Origin of the sequence: Coprococcus sp. AM11-30B (assembly GCF_027674365.1) — a bacterium.
GTDB lineage: Bacteria > Bacillota > Clostridia > Lachnospirales > Lachnospiraceae > Allocoprococcus > Allocoprococcus comes.
Genome location: NZ_JAQDVB010000022.1, coordinates 318 through 17,515 on the forward strand (window position 1 = coordinate 318; position 17,198 = coordinate 17,515).

Annotated in this window: 15 protein-coding genes; 3 read left to right on the plus strand and 12 right to left on the minus strand. The window is 41.6% G+C overall.

Features of this window, described 5'->3' with window-relative positions; all coding sequences use genetic code 11:
- Positions 1–155: 155 nt before the first annotated feature.
- The 7 genes from PGU50_RS13855 to PGU50_RS13885 all read right to left on the minus strand — a co-directional run bounded on the left by PGU50_RS13855 (position 156) and on the right by PGU50_RS13885 (position 5,614).
- On the minus strand, positions 156–1,148 hold the full coding sequence (locus tag PGU50_RS13855; protein ID WP_270247216.1) for a glycosyltransferase: 993 nt from the start codon (positions 1,146–1,148) through the stop codon (positions 156–158).
- 19 nt (positions 1,149–1,167) lie between these two features.
- Positions 1,168–1,773 carry a TVP38/TMEM64 family protein gene (locus tag PGU50_RS13860; RefSeq protein ID WP_117557850.1) on the minus strand — a complete coding sequence of 202 codons (606 nt, stop codon included), beginning with the start codon at positions 1,771–1,773 and terminating at the stop codon, positions 1,168–1,170.
- On the minus strand, positions 1,757–2,221 hold the full coding sequence (locus PGU50_RS13865) for a glycosyltransferase (protein ID WP_270247217.1): 465 nt from the start codon (positions 2,219–2,221) through the stop codon (positions 1,757–1,759). Before PGU50_RS13865 ends, PGU50_RS13860 begins: the two co-directional genes overlap by 17 nt.
- Positions 2,145–2,930, minus strand: coding sequence for a glycosyltransferase (locus tag PGU50_RS13870; protein ID WP_270247218.1), 786 nt, complete (start codon positions 2,928–2,930; stop codon positions 2,145–2,147). The genes PGU50_RS13865 and PGU50_RS13870 overlap by 77 nt, the downstream gene beginning before the upstream one ends.
- Positions 2,931–3,104: 174 nt before the next feature.
- Positions 3,105–4,244 carry a M20 family metallopeptidase gene (locus PGU50_RS13875; RefSeq protein ID WP_270247219.1) on the minus strand — a complete coding sequence of 380 codons (1,140 nt, stop codon included), beginning with the start codon at positions 4,242–4,244 and terminating at the stop codon, positions 3,105–3,107.
- 31 nt (positions 4,245–4,275) lie between these two features.
- Positions 4,276–4,767, minus strand: coding sequence for a hypothetical protein (locus PGU50_RS13880; protein ID WP_117823568.1), 492 nt, complete (start codon positions 4,765–4,767; stop codon positions 4,276–4,278).
- Between the two features lies 1 nt (position 4,768).
- Positions 4,769–5,614: a DUF3100 domain-containing protein gene (locus tag PGU50_RS13885; RefSeq protein WP_270247220.1), complete on the minus strand. Its 846-nt coding sequence runs from the start codon at positions 5,612–5,614 to the stop codon at positions 4,769–4,771.
- A gap of 266 nt (positions 5,615–5,880) precedes the next feature.
- Between PGU50_RS13885 and PGU50_RS13890 the strand changes: the two genes are divergently transcribed.
- The gene (locus PGU50_RS13890; protein ID WP_270247221.1) at positions 5,881–6,822 is read left to right on the plus strand and encodes a DUF1177 domain-containing protein; all 942 of its coding nucleotides are present in this window, start codon (positions 5,881–5,883) and stop codon (positions 6,820–6,822) included.
- A 47-nt stretch (positions 6,823–6,869) separates the two neighbouring features.
- Here the strand turns inward: PGU50_RS13890 and PGU50_RS13895 are convergent, their stop codons facing one another.
- On the minus strand, positions 6,870–8,093 hold the full coding sequence (locus tag PGU50_RS13895; RefSeq protein ID WP_270247222.1) for a PucR family transcriptional regulator: 1,224 nt from the start codon (positions 8,091–8,093) through the stop codon (positions 6,870–6,872).
- Positions 8,094–8,297: 204 nt separating this feature from the next.
- On the opposite strand from PGU50_RS13895, the gene PGU50_RS13900 reads away from it, so the two are divergent.
- Both PGU50_RS13900 and PGU50_RS13905 read left to right on the plus strand, forming a co-directional pair.
- Complete coding sequence (locus tag PGU50_RS13900) at positions 8,298–10,838, plus strand: YhgE/Pip domain-containing protein (RefSeq protein ID WP_270247223.1); 2,541 nt, start codon at positions 8,298–8,300, stop codon at positions 10,836–10,838.
- Positions 10,835–13,015, plus strand: a complete 2,181-nt coding sequence (locus tag PGU50_RS13905) for a YhgE/Pip domain-containing protein (RefSeq protein WP_270247224.1) — start codon at positions 10,835–10,837, stop codon at positions 13,013–13,015. Before PGU50_RS13900 ends, PGU50_RS13905 begins: the two co-directional genes overlap by 4 nt.
- Positions 13,016–13,144: 129 nt before the next feature.
- Here the strand turns inward: PGU50_RS13905 and PGU50_RS13910 are convergent, their stop codons facing one another.
- From PGU50_RS13910 to PGU50_RS13925, 4 genes are all read right to left on the minus strand, one after another.
- Positions 13,145–13,795: a hypothetical protein gene (locus PGU50_RS13910; protein WP_270247225.1), complete on the minus strand. Its 651-nt coding sequence runs from the start codon at positions 13,793–13,795 to the stop codon at positions 13,145–13,147.
- A 133-nt stretch (positions 13,796–13,928) separates the two neighbouring features.
- On the minus strand, positions 13,929–15,149 hold the full coding sequence (locus PGU50_RS13915; RefSeq protein ID WP_195250977.1) for a DUF401 family protein: 1,221 nt from the start codon (positions 15,147–15,149) through the stop codon (positions 13,929–13,931).
- Positions 15,150–15,153: 4 nt separating this feature from the next.
- The gene (locus PGU50_RS13920; protein ID WP_117557805.1) at positions 15,154–15,828 is read right to left on the minus strand and encodes an ABC transporter ATP-binding protein; all 675 of its coding nucleotides are present in this window, start codon (positions 15,826–15,828) and stop codon (positions 15,154–15,156) included.
- Complete coding sequence (locus tag PGU50_RS13925; RefSeq protein WP_117557803.1) at positions 15,825–17,039, minus strand: ABC transporter permease; 1,215 nt, start codon at positions 17,037–17,039, stop codon at positions 15,825–15,827. The genes PGU50_RS13920 and PGU50_RS13925 overlap by 4 nt, the downstream gene beginning before the upstream one ends.
- Positions 17,040–17,198 lie beyond the last annotated feature (159 nt).

The window sequence follows — 17,198 nt, forward strand, 5'->3', positions numbered from 1 at the left end:
GTTCAGTCATCCGTATAGTCAGACGGATTTCATGCTCGCATGAAAAGACGGCTGATTATACGAATGAGATGAGCGCCACTCTATGAGCAAAATAGCTGCGCAGCAGCGACAAGTGCCGCAGGCACGCTTTTGCGAATGGCGCGGCTAAACGTCCCTTATTCCATTTCAAAATATAGCCTCAGCAATTGTTCTCCAACTTTTCCAAGACTTTTATTACAAGCAATTTTCCGTTCTTCCTTTTTCATCAAACGAACATCCCGACTGAAAACCGCAGTTATCTTTTCCTGAAACTCTTTTATTGTCTCTGCTTTATATACCTGTTTTTCATCTTCAAGCCATCCTTCATACACAGGAATGTTTCTTACTATTGTCGGAATTTCACAGGCAAGAGCTTCTAAAACAACGATTCCTTCCGTTTCCTCATAACTCATAAACGAAAATACGTCTGCCCCACAATATGCATCACGCAGTTCATCAGACTTTACGAATCCTGCAAACAATACATTATCTGGTTTCTTTGATATCGCCTCTTTGATTTCTGCTGTCACCAGGTTTTCATTACCGCCTCCAAACCAGATAAACTGTACTTTCGGCATCATTCTGGCCAGTTCAAGAAAATCCAGAATTCCTTTTCTTCCAATCAAATGTCCCACAGATATCACAACCTTCTGCTCTTCCGTTAGCTGATATTTTGCGCGGAAGCGTATTCTCCCCTCTGGATCAGGTTTGAAAAATTCTGTATCCACACCATTAGTAATCGAATAAATTTTTCGTTTCAATCCATACCCTTCCAACAATTTTCTGGAATACTCGGTTGGCGTCACAACAACATCCCCCAAATTATAACAAAAGCAGATCCATTTTTTAAAAATCGGCGCTGCAAGATTAGAACCAATAAAGGAATTTTTAAAATCTTCCATTGTAGAATGCCCATAATAAATCACTTTTTTCTTCTGCATTTTTGCTATAAAGGCCGCAATCACCGAATCTGGAAAAACTGTATTCATATGAACCACGGTTGCTTCTTTCCACCTGGCTGCACGCGGTGCCTCTACTGCATTCAGCATTTTCTCCTGATGCTCGATTGCTTTTCCGACACCACTTTTTTCTACAATCGGAAACCCACCTCTGTATATATATGTTTTCATAATCTTTACCCTATTCCTTTTATAATGAAAATAACATCTTAAATGCTGTCGTAAGTCCCAGACTGTAAAGTGCAATAGAAAATGGTTTTCCAAGTACAATAACTGCTGTAAACTGTTTCCACGTCATTTTTGTAGTTCCCGCAAGATAGCACAAGAAATCATCCGGTGCCACCGGGAAAAAGATTGCCAGCGCAAATAATTTCAAAAACTTACCGTCCTTCTGGGTCCATCCATCATATTTTTCTATCATTTTTTCAGAAAACATTTTGTATAAAACCGGCCTTCCTATTGTCTTTGAAATTCCAAACACTGCAATTGATCCTATACAGATACCAATATAATTATAAAGAAATCCTAGCCACGGCCCAAAAAAGATCACACCACCCAGGCAACTGACTCCACCCGGTAGGATTGGAATAATAACCTGCACAACCTGGATCAGAATAAAAACGAGCATTCCAGTATAACCGAATTTCCAGATAAATGTCTGCAAAGAATCTACCGAATTTAAAATGCCGTTTTTATATGCCCAGATTGCAAGAAGCGTACATCCGGCTAGTCCGGCTATCGAAAGCAGATTGAAAAATCCAGTCAGATTTCTCTGTTTCTTAGGCTGCATTTTCATATCGGTATTTTCGTATTTGCTGTTCATAGATTTTTTCCACTCTTTCGGCAAAATTTCCGGAAGAAAATTTTTCTGCTGAAATAGCAGCCTTGTTTTGCATCCTGCCTCTTGCATTTTCACCCATCCCCTTCCATTCTTGGATTCTCATAAGATAATCTTCTTTTTTATCATACTGCCATCCATTTTCCCCATCTGTCACAACTTGTTCCAGACATCCGTCTCTTCTGCAAAGGAGCGGAATACCACCTGCAAGCGCTTCTGCATAAGTCATTCCCTGTGTCTCGCTGGTAGAAGCACTGACAAAGAGATCTCCTGCCTGATAATAGCGTCCCACTTCTTCCGGTATGATCATTCCCGTAAAAATCACATTTTTAGCAAGCTTTAGCTCTTCGACCTTTTTTTTCAGCTCCGGAAGATATGGTCCATCCCCTACAAGGGCTAAAATCACCCCGGATTTTGCTGCATCTTGCTGATATTCCAGGAAGCTCTTCAATGTTTTTTTCCTTTGCCATTCTGCCTACATATACCAACACCAGTGCATCCTGTGATATACCAAGCTGCATACGGATTTTTTTACGCCAGTCTTCTTTTTTACATAGCTGATATTTTTCCAGATGGATTCCAGATGGAATAACTTCCACCGGACAAGACACCTGGTATCCTTCCAATATCTTACGGATCTTATCACTGGGTGCAATTAGGGTTTCTACCGCATTTGCAAGTTTCTTTGTCATCAACTGCACAATATTTCTTCCCCATACTTTCTGCGGTGAAAAATAATGGGTATAGTCCTCGTAAACTGTATGGTACGTATGTACAATCGGAACATGAAGTTCAGATGCGATCCTTTTCGCTAAGAAAAATGTGGAAAATTCACACTGTGAATGCACAATATCCGGTTTCCACTCAAGCAACATTTCCATATAGTCACCTGCTGCCTTTGGAATTTTTAATCTTGCCTGCGGATAAATGCATCCAAGTCCAATTGATCCTGCATAAACCACATCGCCTTCTATATAAGAATGAAATGTTCTTGATAATGTAAGAATTTTTACTTCATGTCCTCTTTCTCTTAGCTGTCTGGAAAGATTCATAACTGAAGTAACAACACCGTTTATAACCGGTTCGTACCAGTCTGTTGTAATCAATACTCTCATTTATTAATTCCTCCCGTTATCTTTTTATGAGCATAGTTTAACAGGAGATTGTTAAGATATGGAAAGGGCATTTCTAAAGAATTTTTAAACAAATGCGAAATATTCATTCAAGACAATATTTCAAAAAAAGTGTATCACTTTTTAGAACTCTCTAAAAAATGATACACTTTCTATTTACTCACTTAATACATCCAATGCACTCATTGCCAAGAGCTGAACAGAAGCATGCAGATTTCTTTTTCCTTCTTCTCCGCCTGCTGCTACTGCAAACTCTTTTGTATGTGTCCCTACATGCTCTTTCAATTTCACATAAAACTGAATTGCCGGTATTTCATGGGTTACATTTCCAACATCAGTCGAACCGATTCCCTGAGTCAGGTCACGCTCTATATACTCTTCACCAATAAAGTCCATGTTCTTACGAACATACTGAACCAGTTTCTTATCATTACGCACATCTTTGATAACTTCATCCAACTGTCTTTCTTCAACTTCTGTCCTGGTTGCAATTGCCGCTCCTTTCGCACAATCACGAATAGCATCAACCATTTCCATCATATAATCATATTCCAGTGAACGAATATTAAATACTGCTTTCGCTTCATCTGTTATAGTATTATGAGCTACTCCGCCTTCTGTAATAATTCCGTGTACTCTGCTGTAATCCTTAAAATGTAAACGCATCATATCAACCGCATGGAACATTAACTGAACTCCACTCAGTGCATTTGCTCCCTTCCATGGGCAAGCTGCCGCATGGGCCGGTTTTCCTTTGAAGGTGAATTCCAATGTAATTGCTGCAAAAGAAATATCATCTGGCATAGATTCATCACACGGATGCATCAGAAGTGCAGCATCAACTCCTTCAAATACTCCATGGCGAACCATAATCGCTTTGCCACTGCCCTTTTCTTCGGCCGGAGTACCTAATACTTTTAACACGCCACCTATCTCATGCTTTTCCATAACTTCCTTTAATACAATTCCTGCACCGGCTGCTGATGTTCCGATCAGATTATGTCCACAACCATGTCCGATTTCCGGAAGACAATCATATTCTCCCATAAGTACTACTGTTTTCCCTGGTTTTCCAGAATCAAAAACTGCTTCAAAAGACGTCGGCATTTCTGCAATTCCTCGTTTAACAACAAAGCCATGGCTTTCCAACAGTTTGCAAAGTGCTTCCTGTGATTTATATTCTTTAAATGCCAGTTCAGGGTTTGCAAAAATATAATCACTTACTTTTTCAAATTCTTCCTTTTTCTCTTTTGCAAGATTACTGATTTCCTGTTTCATTAATTCTAAATTATCCATATTCTTCACCTCTCATTTTATCTGTATGGTTTTAGATCATTCCTTTTAAAGATAAGATAATATTTGAAATTGCTGCTGATCCAAAATAAGTAGATGCCATAACCACAAAGGATACAATTACAATTTTCCAGCTGAGTTTTTTGAAAACCTCAAGCTGGTCTCCTACAGCAATTCCAGCAAAAGCAAGTAGCGGAAGTCCTACAAGTCCAAAACTATATGCACTCATTGCATTTACGATAAAATCTGCAATCGGAGATATCGGCAATGTCAAAACAAAGGATACCAGTGTAGCCCACGCAAATCCTGGAAGATTAGGTTTTTTCACAACATTTTTCAAGGTAATCGCAATCACTACCATTACAAAGCTTACCACTGTCGACTTTGCCAAATCCGGAAGTTTGCTTCCAATAGAAACCATATGTATAATTATGACAATTCCATAAATCACCAATACTATTTTAATTTGTTCTAAAATATTACTTAATGTCGATTTTTCTTGTGGAGTTTGTTTTGTATTTTCCATCTTATGCCTCCTCAGATGCTTTTTTAAATAATTTAGCCCTTAATTTTTCAATACCTGGATTAACACGATTATAATACCAGTTCGCTAATGGCAATGCCAAAAACATTTCCACATACACACCTGTTACTGCAGTTAAAAGTCCACTGGTTGCAGAATATGCAAGAATTTGTTCTGAATACATAGGTGCCGCTGCATTTGTCAACGCTGCAGTAGCCGCATTCATCATAGATGCACTTCCCATACCTGATGCCATCGCAAGTGCATAAGGATGAAATCCGATTGCTAACCCGATCGGTGCCAGGAAAGAATAGAAGAGAGTACCAAATACACTTCCGCTAATATAAGTTCCAAGTGTTCCCATTCCTTCTCTGGATTCCAGACCATATTTATCTCCGATAATACCAAGTGCCGTATCTCTGCAAAGAGAGAACGTTCCACCCACAGCACTTCTTCCTAATCCAAGGAGTAAGCCAAGTGGTAATGCAATCAGCATCGTCATCATATTTCCCGCTTCCTGAAACAGTAAAGCAGGACCTGCCTGTAAAACAATTCCAACCTTTGGACCTGCATTGATACCAAACATAATTCCAAGCGGATATAATGTAAGAGACAACAAAAACGGTGCCCGTTTAATTTCTGCGTTACTAATAAATTTCTTCAGTGGGGGAATCACTTTTCCTAATAATGTTGGAGATAAAAGAATTCCCATGATGATAACCCAAATCATCGTCAATATCTTCACGTCAATCCCCATCACCTTAAATTGAAGTGGACCAATCAGCTCCGCAATAATGCAAATAATAATAGTTGCGATCATGCAATTTACAGTCCCTGTTCTTTCTTTCACATTTCCTTCCTCCGTTTCTTCCGAATTCTTATTTGACTACAGTATAACATTGACTTCTTAAAGTGTCGACACTCTCCATGCACCATAATGTCCCTGTTTTTTATGCACTTTGCACATTTATTATTCTTTCAAAAATATAGCATGTGCATTTCGCCCAACTATTTTCTTTCTTTTTAGGCACGCACAATATCGACTTTCCTATTTAGTAATGCTAAACTTTGCTTGTCAATTAAAAAACTATTTTAGTTAGAAAGAGAGGATTTAAGATGTTATTCAAACAATTAATAGAAGCTTTCGACATTATAGACAGTAAGAACGTAAACGGCAACTCTGTCGCATCTTATTTAAAATCCATAAAACAAGATGCGGATATTCAGGTTTATCCTTTAGTTGGACCAAAAGGTTCTACAGATATGTTAAAAATTCGCATCCCGGGTCTTCACGGAAAGACTTCCGGAGGCGATGCTCCGACAATTGGACTTCTTGGGAGATTAGGCGGACTTGGTGCTCGTCCTGAGCGAATCGGGTATGTATCTGACGGTGATGGTGCCCTCGTTGCAATTGCTCTTGCTGCCAAATTATTAGATATGCAGAATAAAGGGGATTTTTTAGAAGGTGACGTATTCATTTCTACACATATTTGTCCGGATGCACCGACCGCGCCACATGTTCCGGTTCCATTTATGGGATCACCTGTAGAAATGGCACAGGTAAATGCAGAAGAGCTCACACCGGAACTTGACGCAGTTCTCTCTGTAGATACTACTAAAGGAAATCGCGTGATCAATCACAATGGATTTGCAATCTCACCTACAGTAAAAGAAGGCTACATCCTTCGTACTTCCGAAGATCTTCTTGATTTAATGCAGATTACTACGGGAAAACTTCCAAAAGTATTTCCATTAACACAGCAGGATATCACTCCTTATGGCAATGATCTTCATCATCTAAACAGTATTCTGCAACCGGCAACTGCTACTAATGCACCTGTAGTCGGGATTGCCATCACAACAGAAACAACTGTTCCCGGTTGTGCAACCGGAGCCAGTCATATGACTGATCTTGATGAAGCTGCACGCTTTATGTTAGAAGTTGCCAAATCCTTTGGCCGTCGTTCTCTTAAATTATACGACGAAGAAGAATTCAAAAAATTACAAAGTTTATACGGTTCAATGAATCATTTCCAAAAACTGAATCCTTTCTCGTAATAGATACATACTGTTTTGAAATAAAAGATGCCCTGAAAAGGCATCTTTTATTTCAAAAATTTCTTTATTCGAAGCGCAAGCGCTATCTCAAGAATACTATTCGGATCTGACAAATCATATCCTGTCTGATTTTCAATTTTTTTAATTCTGTATATCAAAGTATTTCGATGCAAATGAAGTGCATTTGCTGTTATATTTCTTGCCCCTAAATTATTCACGAGAACTTCCAGCGTTTCTAAAAGTTCACTTTCATTTTTTTGATCATATTCAATAAATGCATTCAACTTGTCCTCCATAAACTCCTGACACAGCTCATGCTTACTGATTTCTTTCATGATTCTCCAAAAGCCTGCATCTTCTATACAAAGTACTTTTGAATTGAATTCCTGGCACACTGCAATTTCTACTGCATCCCTTGCATCCTGATAAGCCTTTCCGAAACGTTGGTAGGAATTTTCTACTCTCGAAACACCTATCGCTGCAGTATATCCTGTCTTTTCCGAAATATTTTTCTGAATCTTCTCGAAATACTCTTTCGTTATAGTTTTCTCTTTTGTCCGTTTTAATATGCATTGAAAATTATCATTATTCGACAAAACAATTACTTTTTCCCCACCAAAAGATTCTTTTATCATATTTTCGATTTTCTCAATTTTTTCATGAACAATCTCTTCCTGTAGTTCATGTAATTTTTGTTTAATTCCATCAATTTCAATATAAACGATCTGGTACGGAGGTGATGGCCATTTTTGTTCTTTAATCCGATAGTTTCCTTCTTCATTACATGTGATATTTCCTGTCAAAAGATCAATAAACAATCTTTTATCCATTTCCCGACGGTTATATTTTTCAATTCGAGAATGAATGGTATCCATCAAATTGTTCTGTGATTTTATCAATGCCTCCATCACAAGATAATTCATTTCTATGAAAGGCAAATCTTCCGGCCACAAAATGATTGGGAACTGTAATTCATTAGCCAGTTTGATCGCATCATCCAAAAAACAACCAATATATCTATATTTTGTCGCGAGCGCAGCTGCCTTTGCTTCATACAAATTTCTTATCAGATTCATTATTTCTTCTTTTGTGTCACTATATGCATATCCAGTTGTAATATACAAAACATTTGGGCGCATCCATACTTTCATATCTGGTATTTCCATACAATCCACAAAGCGAACAATCCTATCAATTCCACCTTCTCCGGCTGCTAATGTACATCCTTTCGACTGTGCCAGCTCTAATACCTCTTTTACTTTTATTGACACTTTCTATTCCATCCCTTTTTATTTGTATTATAGATAAATATAGAATATCATAAAACACTGTTTTTTCAAATATCATCTTACGCTTAACTTTATCCAGATTGCGTTTCTGACCGAACGTCATTTTTTCTCATGGATTTTTTCCACACTTTTTGCTATACTATTCTCAATACTGGCACTATTAACGACATTACACAGGAGGTTCACATGAAGAAAGTGCTTCAAATATTTCAGAGAGATTTAAAGAGACTCTTACGTAGCCCTGCTGCTGCTCTCGTCATGGTGGGAGTCTGCATTCTCCCTTCTCTCTATGCATGGTTCAACATTGCCGCCAACATGGATCCCTACGGCAATACAAAAAATGTAAAAGTGGCAATTGCAAATTGTGACACCGGTGGACACACCGGTTCGATGGATCTGAATGCCGGAGCCACCATCGTACAGAATCTGAAAAAAAATCACCAGCTTGGCTGGACCTTTGTTGATGAAAAGAAAGCCAAAAGCGGTGTCCGTTCCGGCAAATACTACGCTGCCATTGTAATCCCGGAGGATTTCAGCGAGTCTCTCCTCAGCATCCTTTCCGGGGATTTAAAACAGCCGCAGCTCGACTATTATATTAATGAAAAGAAAAACGCGATCGCTCCGAAGATCACCGCCACCGGCGCAAGCACGATCCAGCAGCAGATCAATGACACCTTTTCGTCCGTTGCCGCTGACTCCATTGCGAAGATCGTGCAGAAATCGGCCGGTACACTGACCGGCAAGCTTGACGGAACAAATTCTACGCTGATGCAGGCGCTTACCGATACCCGTAAGAATCTTGCTGACTATCAGAACGCCCTGAAGGATTTCCAGGCTACGGTAAAAGATTCCGGTTCTTTGATCGATGACACTCTGAAAACACTGGACTCTGTAAATGCTGTTGCCTCTTCCGGTTCTGCTGCCCTTGCAGATACATCAGATCTGCTTGCCACCAGCCGGACAGCAATCGGAACCTTTTCCACAGAATTTTCTACCAGCCTGTCAGATGGCGAGACGCTTTTAACCAATGTCTACACCTCCGCAGCCTTAAAGCTCGGAACTTTTGAGACAAAAGCCACACAGGTCAACACTGCGATCGGAGACAGTATTTCTTCTGCCAGCTCTTTAAATAAGAAAAATGCAGAAATTCTGGAAAAGCTTGCCGCCCTTCAGCAGCAGATCGGAAGTGATTCTTCCCTGTCCGGTATCGTCAGCGAAAAAATTGCAGAACTCCAGGTACAGAATGATTCTCTTCAGGAACTCATTGATTCTCTTGGGAACAGCAATTCCAGCATAGGAAATGCACTGACTACAGCAAGTAATACCAGAAGTTCTCTTGAGACACTCACTGCCCAGAACCGACAGTCTCTGCAGAATTACAGAAGCAGTCTGAACCAGTCGCTTCTGCCACAGCTGAACCAGTCACTTGACGGGCTTGCCACATTGAGCGGAAGCCTTTCTTCTACTTTAACCGGGGTAAATCCGACGATCATACAGTTAAAGGTGATCCTTACCCAGTTAAAGAGCAGTTTAAACGAAAGTGCAGACGCACTTGGTCAGACCGGAGGAACTCTTGAAAGCGTAGATACTGCTCTGAAAAATATTACCGCTGATCTAAAAGCTCTGCAGAGCTCCGAAACCTACCAGCATCTGATCTCACTGGAAGGCATCGACTCAGATTCCATTTCTGATTTTATGTCCTCACCGGTTTCGATCAATTCAAAGGTACTTTATGATGTGGAAAATTACGGTTCCGGAATGACTCCGTTCTACACTAATCTGGCACTCTGGGTTGGTGGACTGATCCTGGTATCCATCCTGAAACAGGAAGTAGACAAAGACGAAACCATTTCCCGTTTTACTCCGACAACTGCTTATTTCGGACGTTGGATGCTCTTTGTCGTGGTCGGACTGATCCAGGGATTTATTGTGTGCATAGGAGATCTGCTGCTTCTGAAAGTACAGTGTGTCCACCCGGTTGCATTTGTGTGCGCTGGTATGCTCTGCTCCTTTGTGTATGTCAATCTGATCTATGCAATGGCGCTGACCTTCAAGCACATTGGAAAAGCACTTGCCGTTGTCCTGGTCATCCTGCAGATACCTGGTTCTTCCGGAACCTATCCGATCGAGATGACACCGGTCTTTTTCCAGAGACTGCATCCGCTTCTTCCGTTCTCTTACGGAATTGGCGCTATGCGTGAGTGTATTGCCGGATTTTACAAAAATAACTACGCAAAGGATCTGCTGACCCTGCTGCTTTTCCTTCTCCTTGCATTCTTCATCGGACTGCTACTGAGACCACTTCTGATGAATCTGAACCATCTGTTCGACAAACGTCTTGCCGAGACAGATCTGATGCTGGGAGAGACTGCAACCGGTGAGCTCTCCCGCCCACAGCTTACACTGATGATGAAAACCATGATGCAGGATGAATACGGACGGGCTGATTTTATCCGACGTGCCAACCGCTTCGAAAAACGGTATCCAAAGCTGATCCGTACCGGTTTTATCCTGATCCTTGTAATTCCACTGATCTTTCTTCTTCTGATGTTCAGTCTGGAATCCAAGATCATATACCTGACACTGTGGATCATTTCCCTGATCGTACTTGCCGTCTATCTGATCTGTATGGAATATATTCACGACAAGACCTCCAGACAGCTTTCCTATATCCATCTGTCTGAGGAAGAATTTTTTAAAAAAGTAAAGGAGGGAAAAGACAAATGAGAAATATATGGACCATCTTCACAAGAGATATCCGGAAAATAAGAACAAATGTCATTGCGCTGATCGTCGTTCTTGGCGTCACAGTGGTTCCCTGCCTTTATGCATGGTACAACATTGCGGCAAGCTGGGATCCCTATGGGAATACCGGGAATCTGAAGGTCGCCGTGGCAAGCGTAGACGAAGGCTATATCGGAAACCTGATCCCGCTCCAGCTGAATCTTGGCGATCAGGTATTGTCTGCTCTTCGGGAGAATACACAGCTCAACTGGGTATTTACAACCAAAAGTAAAGCAATGAAGGGTGTAAAATCCGGAGAATATTACGCAGCGATCGTAATCCCGGAAGATTTCAGTACGAACCTGATGAGTGTATTTTCCAGTGATATTAAGAAACCAGAAATTACCTATTACTCCAATGCAAAAGAAAATGCCATTGCGCCGAAAGTAACAGACAAAGGAGCAACCGCAGTCCAGACACAGGTCAACGAAATATTTATCGAAACCATTTCCGACACGGTGCTGACCGCGCTCCAGACTGTTGCAAATACCGCAGACTCCAGGGATTCGGATGAGCTTGCAGGTACACTAATCACAAACCTGAATAAAATCGGTTCTGATCTGTCTGCTTCTTCGACGACTCTGCATTCCTTCTCACAGATGACCGATTCTGCGCAGCAGCTTCTGGACACAACTGCCGAGTTCTTAAAAGTAACGAAAGAACAGGCTTCTGCAAATGCGGATACGCTTTCCGGTACACAGCAGTCTTTCTCCGGGATTCAGGAGACTCTGGACGGAGCTACGGACGGAATCAATACTGCGCTGACCTCTACCAAAAGCTTTTACGAGCAGATATCACAGACGATCGATCAGGCATTCCAGTCGCAGTCACAGGATGCTTCTTCTGTTGCCAGCACCCTTGACCTTCTTAGCGACCGTGTCAATGCAATCGTACAGTCTTACCAGGGAATCCGTGACAGCATTGCACAGATTGCAGATGCACACCCGGAGCTGTCTGATCTTACCGCACCGATTCTTGCTAAATTAGACGATTCCATTGCTGTTCAGGAAGAACTTCGTGATAAACTCACGAACGCTGCTTCCTCTCTGCGGGATACAGCAGGCAATGTAACAACCTCTAAAAAAGAGCTGGATGATCTGATCAGCTCCAGTATTTCCGGAATTGCAGCTGTCAAATCCGACTATGAAACCAATGTATCTGCTTCTTTAAAACATCTGTCTGGCTCCCTTGGTTCTACAAAAAATGATCTGTCCGATCTGCTCTCCCAGCTTGGTGCAAGTGCAGATGGAATTTATACCCTTGTCTCCTCCGCAGGTTCTGATCTGTCACAAATCCAGAAGGCTCTGGAGACCTCTTCTGATCTGTTGGAGACAGCATCCAAAAAGATTACCGATACAACTTCCAGGTTAAGCCAGATGGAGGCAACCGGAGACTTTTCCGAACTGGAAGACCTGATTTCCGGCGATAAGAACAGCATCAGCTCCTTCCTCGCTGCACCGGTAGAGCTGAAAACCAACAAAGTGTACCCGATTGAAAATTACGGTTCTTCCATGGCCCCATTCTACTCTACACTTTCCATCTGGATCGGCGGAATTGTCCTGGTTGCCATGCTCAAGGTCACTGTATCCGAAAACGGCACCACCGGGCTTAAACATCTGAAGCTCCATCAGATTTATCTTGGAAGATACCTTATCTTCCTGATTCTCGGGCTTTTGCAGAGCACCCTTATCTGCCTCGGTGATCTGTTCTACCTTGGCATCCAGTGCAAGCACCCGTTCCTCTTCCTCCTTGCCGGATGGGTATCCAGCATCGTATATGTCAACATCATTTACACGCTGACTGTCTCCTTCGGAGATATCGGAAAAGCGGTCAGTGTCGTACTTCTAGTTATGCAGGTAGCCGGAACCGGCGGAACTTTCCCGATCGAGGTTGCCCCGGGATTCTTCAAAGCGGTATATTCACTGTTTCCATTTACCCACAGTATGGCAGCACTGCGCGAAGCAGTCGGTGGACTGTATGGTATGGATTACTGGATCGATCTTGGAAAGCTTTGTATCTTCCTTGTTGTATTCCTGATCATGGGACTGGTGCTTAGAAAGCCGATCATTAAGGTAAATGAGGCGTTCTCAAAGAAGCTGGAAGAGACGAAGATTATGTAATTTTCAATATTTTTTACCAGAATACGTTGGATTCTAATTTACGTTCGAAGCCCCCAATAAAAGGAGCCCGTCAGCACGATTTTCAAATCTGCCGACGGGCTTCTTGCAATTATACGCTTCTCTCTTTTGCTACCTGAACATATCCAGTTTTACCGGCGTTCCATCATCATAAAATTCATACAACTTTTCTCCGTCCTTTACCCGAAATTCCTTTCTGTCCGTTCCGTCCGAACAAGGCTGCCATAGTTCCTCCGGAATATCTACATAAATAATCGTTCCTTCTGCCTTTGTACACGAAACATCATCAATTGTAAGCTGAAATTTTGTTCCGTCCGATTTATTCTGCCCCCAACCCAATGTACCTGTTCCTTTTTCAAATACATTATCTCTGGACTCCATATCATCATTTACAATATCAAATACCATGCAGAAATCCTTTTTCTGGTGTACCTTATAGATTCCAAGATGATACAGATCTCCTTCTGACTGATATTCATTATATTCTAAATGTTCTTCTCTAATGCTGAAAAATTCCTTCCAGTTCTCTTTCGTAAACTTCTCTTTCTTTATGTATGAACGGAATTTATCGCCTGATAATTCATAAAATTCTGTATTTACAATTTCATTCTCCTGTATCGTTACCGGTTCATTGTCATCATCATATACTTCTATCTCCTTTATACGATCTTTTTCAGACGCCGTATCCTTTCCACCACAGGCAATGGTTCCTGCTACGATCAAAATAATTCCCAAAAATATAGCATATTTTCTCTTTTTCATCTCATCCACCTCCCGTTTTGAATAGTCTGCCTTTTTCTTTTATTCTATCATATATTCAGTCATTTTATCCACCCAAAGAAAAATGATGCCGATAGAATTTTTCTATTTCTATCAGCATCATATAACATATTTTCTATATTCCAAATCCACTCAGCAATACATAATATCCTGTCAAGATCACTACAAACACCACAATAACCGGGATTGTCTTCTTCATCAGCTGCCCCCAGGATACCCGGAAATATTCCGTAATGATTGCAAGACAGATATGTGTCGGTGAAATCTGCATTGCCGCATAAGAAAGTGCCATCAGGTACACCAGAAGTCCGGCTCCTGCATGCGGTATGCTTGCAAATGCCAGCGGAATCAATAGCACAATCATAGAATTTGCTCCACTGATAATCGTTCCGAGAAACATAATGATTCCAAATGCCGCAAACTGTGGAATTGCAGATCCTGCAAACAAATCCGGAAGTTTTCCGATTGCCCCTGTATAGGTAAGAATGTTCTTGAACATCATCAGAATGATCGTATTGAAGATGATTCTCCACTCTACCGATGTCTTTGCAAAATCCAGCACTTCCTTCAGACTTAACCGATATACAATAATCGAAAGCACAATAATAAACGGCAGTACCTTGATCACAGAAAGATTCAGTGCGATCACAAGCACAATACAAAGCACCAGTGGCCAGAAACAGTACAGAAGCTGTTTGAATTCTTCTTTTTTGTCTATCATTTCATCCTCACTTGCTTCATATCCTTTCGACAGCTTCCGCAGATAAAATACATATCCCAGTACCAGAAGCACCACAACCATCGGCGCCATAAAAAGTACAAATTGCCCGGTTGATACCGCTGTAATGGAAAGTGCCAGCAGAATTGCATTATAAGTCGGCGAAAAGCTTTCTGAAATATGGCGGTAGTAACTGGTCACAAACGTCTTTTCTTCCACATCCAGATCTTTTCCTGTCGCCTTATCTACGATCGCCCCACAGATATTGACAGCTCCTGCAGACGGAAGGAATCCAATGATCACCGGCGCAATTACACACACCATACGCCTGTCTCCGCTAAGCCTCTGCAGTGCCATCTCCGCTCTTTCCAGAAGTTTCCGGTTCTCCATGATCCGCTGCAAAAAAGTTACAAGAATAAAGCTTCCGACCACCAGCAGCGTATCCTTTTCATAAACCGACTGTATCATCAATTTTGCTGCATCCCCAAGCGGAATTCCAAACAGGATCACAGTCAGCAAAATAGCAGCGATCATCGCATCACGCAGTTTTAATTTTGCCAGGACCATCACCATAATGACAATAAAAATCACTGCCAGCTTTATAAATTCGGTCTGCATCTCTTTACTCCAATTCTCTTTTTTCTAATTTTCCTTTTTTCATCCACAGACACCGGTCCGCATAATTTGCAAATTCTCTGTCGTGGGTACTGACCAGGATTGTCGTTCCTTCTTTTGCCATTTTTTGAAAATATTTCATAATGATCTCTGAATTTTCCATATCCAGACTGCTTGTCGGTTCATCTGCGACTACCAGTTTCGGGTTCTGCGCAAATGTCCTTGCGATCGATACACGCCTTTGCTCTCCGCCGGACAGATTTGCCGGATATTCGGAAAGCATATTCTGGATTCCAAGAAGCTCCGTCAGATACGTGATCCTTTCTTTATCCGGTTTCCGGTTTTTCCCCAGCGAAAGTGGCAGCAGGATATTTTCCATGACCGTCAGATTCTGGAGAAGATTTTGTCCCTGCATGATATAACCAAGGTCGCCTCCCCGCAGAACCGATAACTGTCTGTCATTCATTTTTTCAATCTCATGATCCAGTACTGTGATCTTTCCTTCTGTCGGTTTCAGGATCCCGGTCAGCATATGGAAGAGGGTGGATTTTCCACTTCCCGACTGTCCCATGATCGCAACCAGTTCTTTTTCTTCCACTTCCAGATTCACGTGGTCTACTGCGTAAAACTGATTCTTTCCACGTACAAATTCCCGACTCAGATTTTCTGTCTTTACAATCATGATTCCACCTCCTGGATCAGTTTATATAGTTCCATACGATTCGCTCTGACTGCCGCATATAAGGTGGCAAGAAGGCTGACACCAACCGCAAGCCCCAGGCTCTGCAATGCAAGAATCACATATTGGGAAACATTTACATTCAGATATGGCATATTCATACTTTCCATGATCACGTCTTTAAATAACAGGATTCCGCCTCCGGAGAACACCACTCCAAGAAATCCTCCAAGCACACCGATCATTCCTGCTTCCAGAAGAAGCATCTGGAAAATCTGGCTTTTTCGTGCACCAATAGAAAGTAGTACCCCAAACTCCTTCAAACGTTCATTCACAGTAATGTTAAAAATGCAGATCAGTGCCAGGACTGCCATTAAAAACAACAGTCCGATCAGAAGCGCGCTGTAAGACCGCATCTGTTCCAGTGTATCTGAAACTTTTCCGGACATTGCTTTTGCCGTATAAGCTTTCAGACCGGAATCTCTCATCTTTGTGTTGATCGTGTTCGCCACTTCTTTCGGATCTGCTCCGTCTTTCGTCCGGATCGTCAGAAGGGAAACATATTTCTGCGGTTCTGTAAGATCCGTCACATACTTGATCTGAAAACTGTCAAATAATGTATATGCCGTCTCAAAATTCATGAATGCGCAGTTATCATAACTGGTTCCTGTTTCTTCGAGTTTTCCTGCAACCTCGTATTCCTGTCCAAAGAAAGAAATTTTATCTCCCGCTTTTGCCGTAATCTTGCTTCCAACAACAGTCTGACCCTTTTTCAATTCACTCACATTGCTTCCAGACATCCACGGCTGTACAATAAAATCACTTTCCGGTTCAAAAGCAACAATCTGTACCGGAACTGAACAGCATGCCGCATCCAGTGATGCAATGTAGAGCTGCGGAGAAATTTTGTCAATTCCATCCGTCTTTTTCACCTGATCCACCAAAGACTTTTCAAAATAGAAACTGCACAACCCTCCCGAAAACAGAGAATCGCTTAAATCTGATTCATATTCTCCCGGTGCTACGATCACATCCGCCCCAATCCGATCTACTGTCTTATCAATACAAGTTTTCATACTTTCTGTCAATACTCTACTGGTAAACAGCGCTGCCGATAAAATCAGCACCAGTGCTGCCAGAAACATCGTCCTGACTCTTCGATGCCGCAGATTTCTGACTGCAAGTCCAGGTACAGTCAACATTTTCTGTTCCATTTTTCTTTCCTTCCTTTTTTAACATTTTGTTCGGAAAACCCCCGTAATTTTCCAATTAAAATAAGGAATGTGCCTTGGCACTTTCCTAATATATAAGACAAAAGAGGAGCTTCCACTCATCCCAGAGTTCAAAGCTCCTCCACCTCATTCATTTATGTG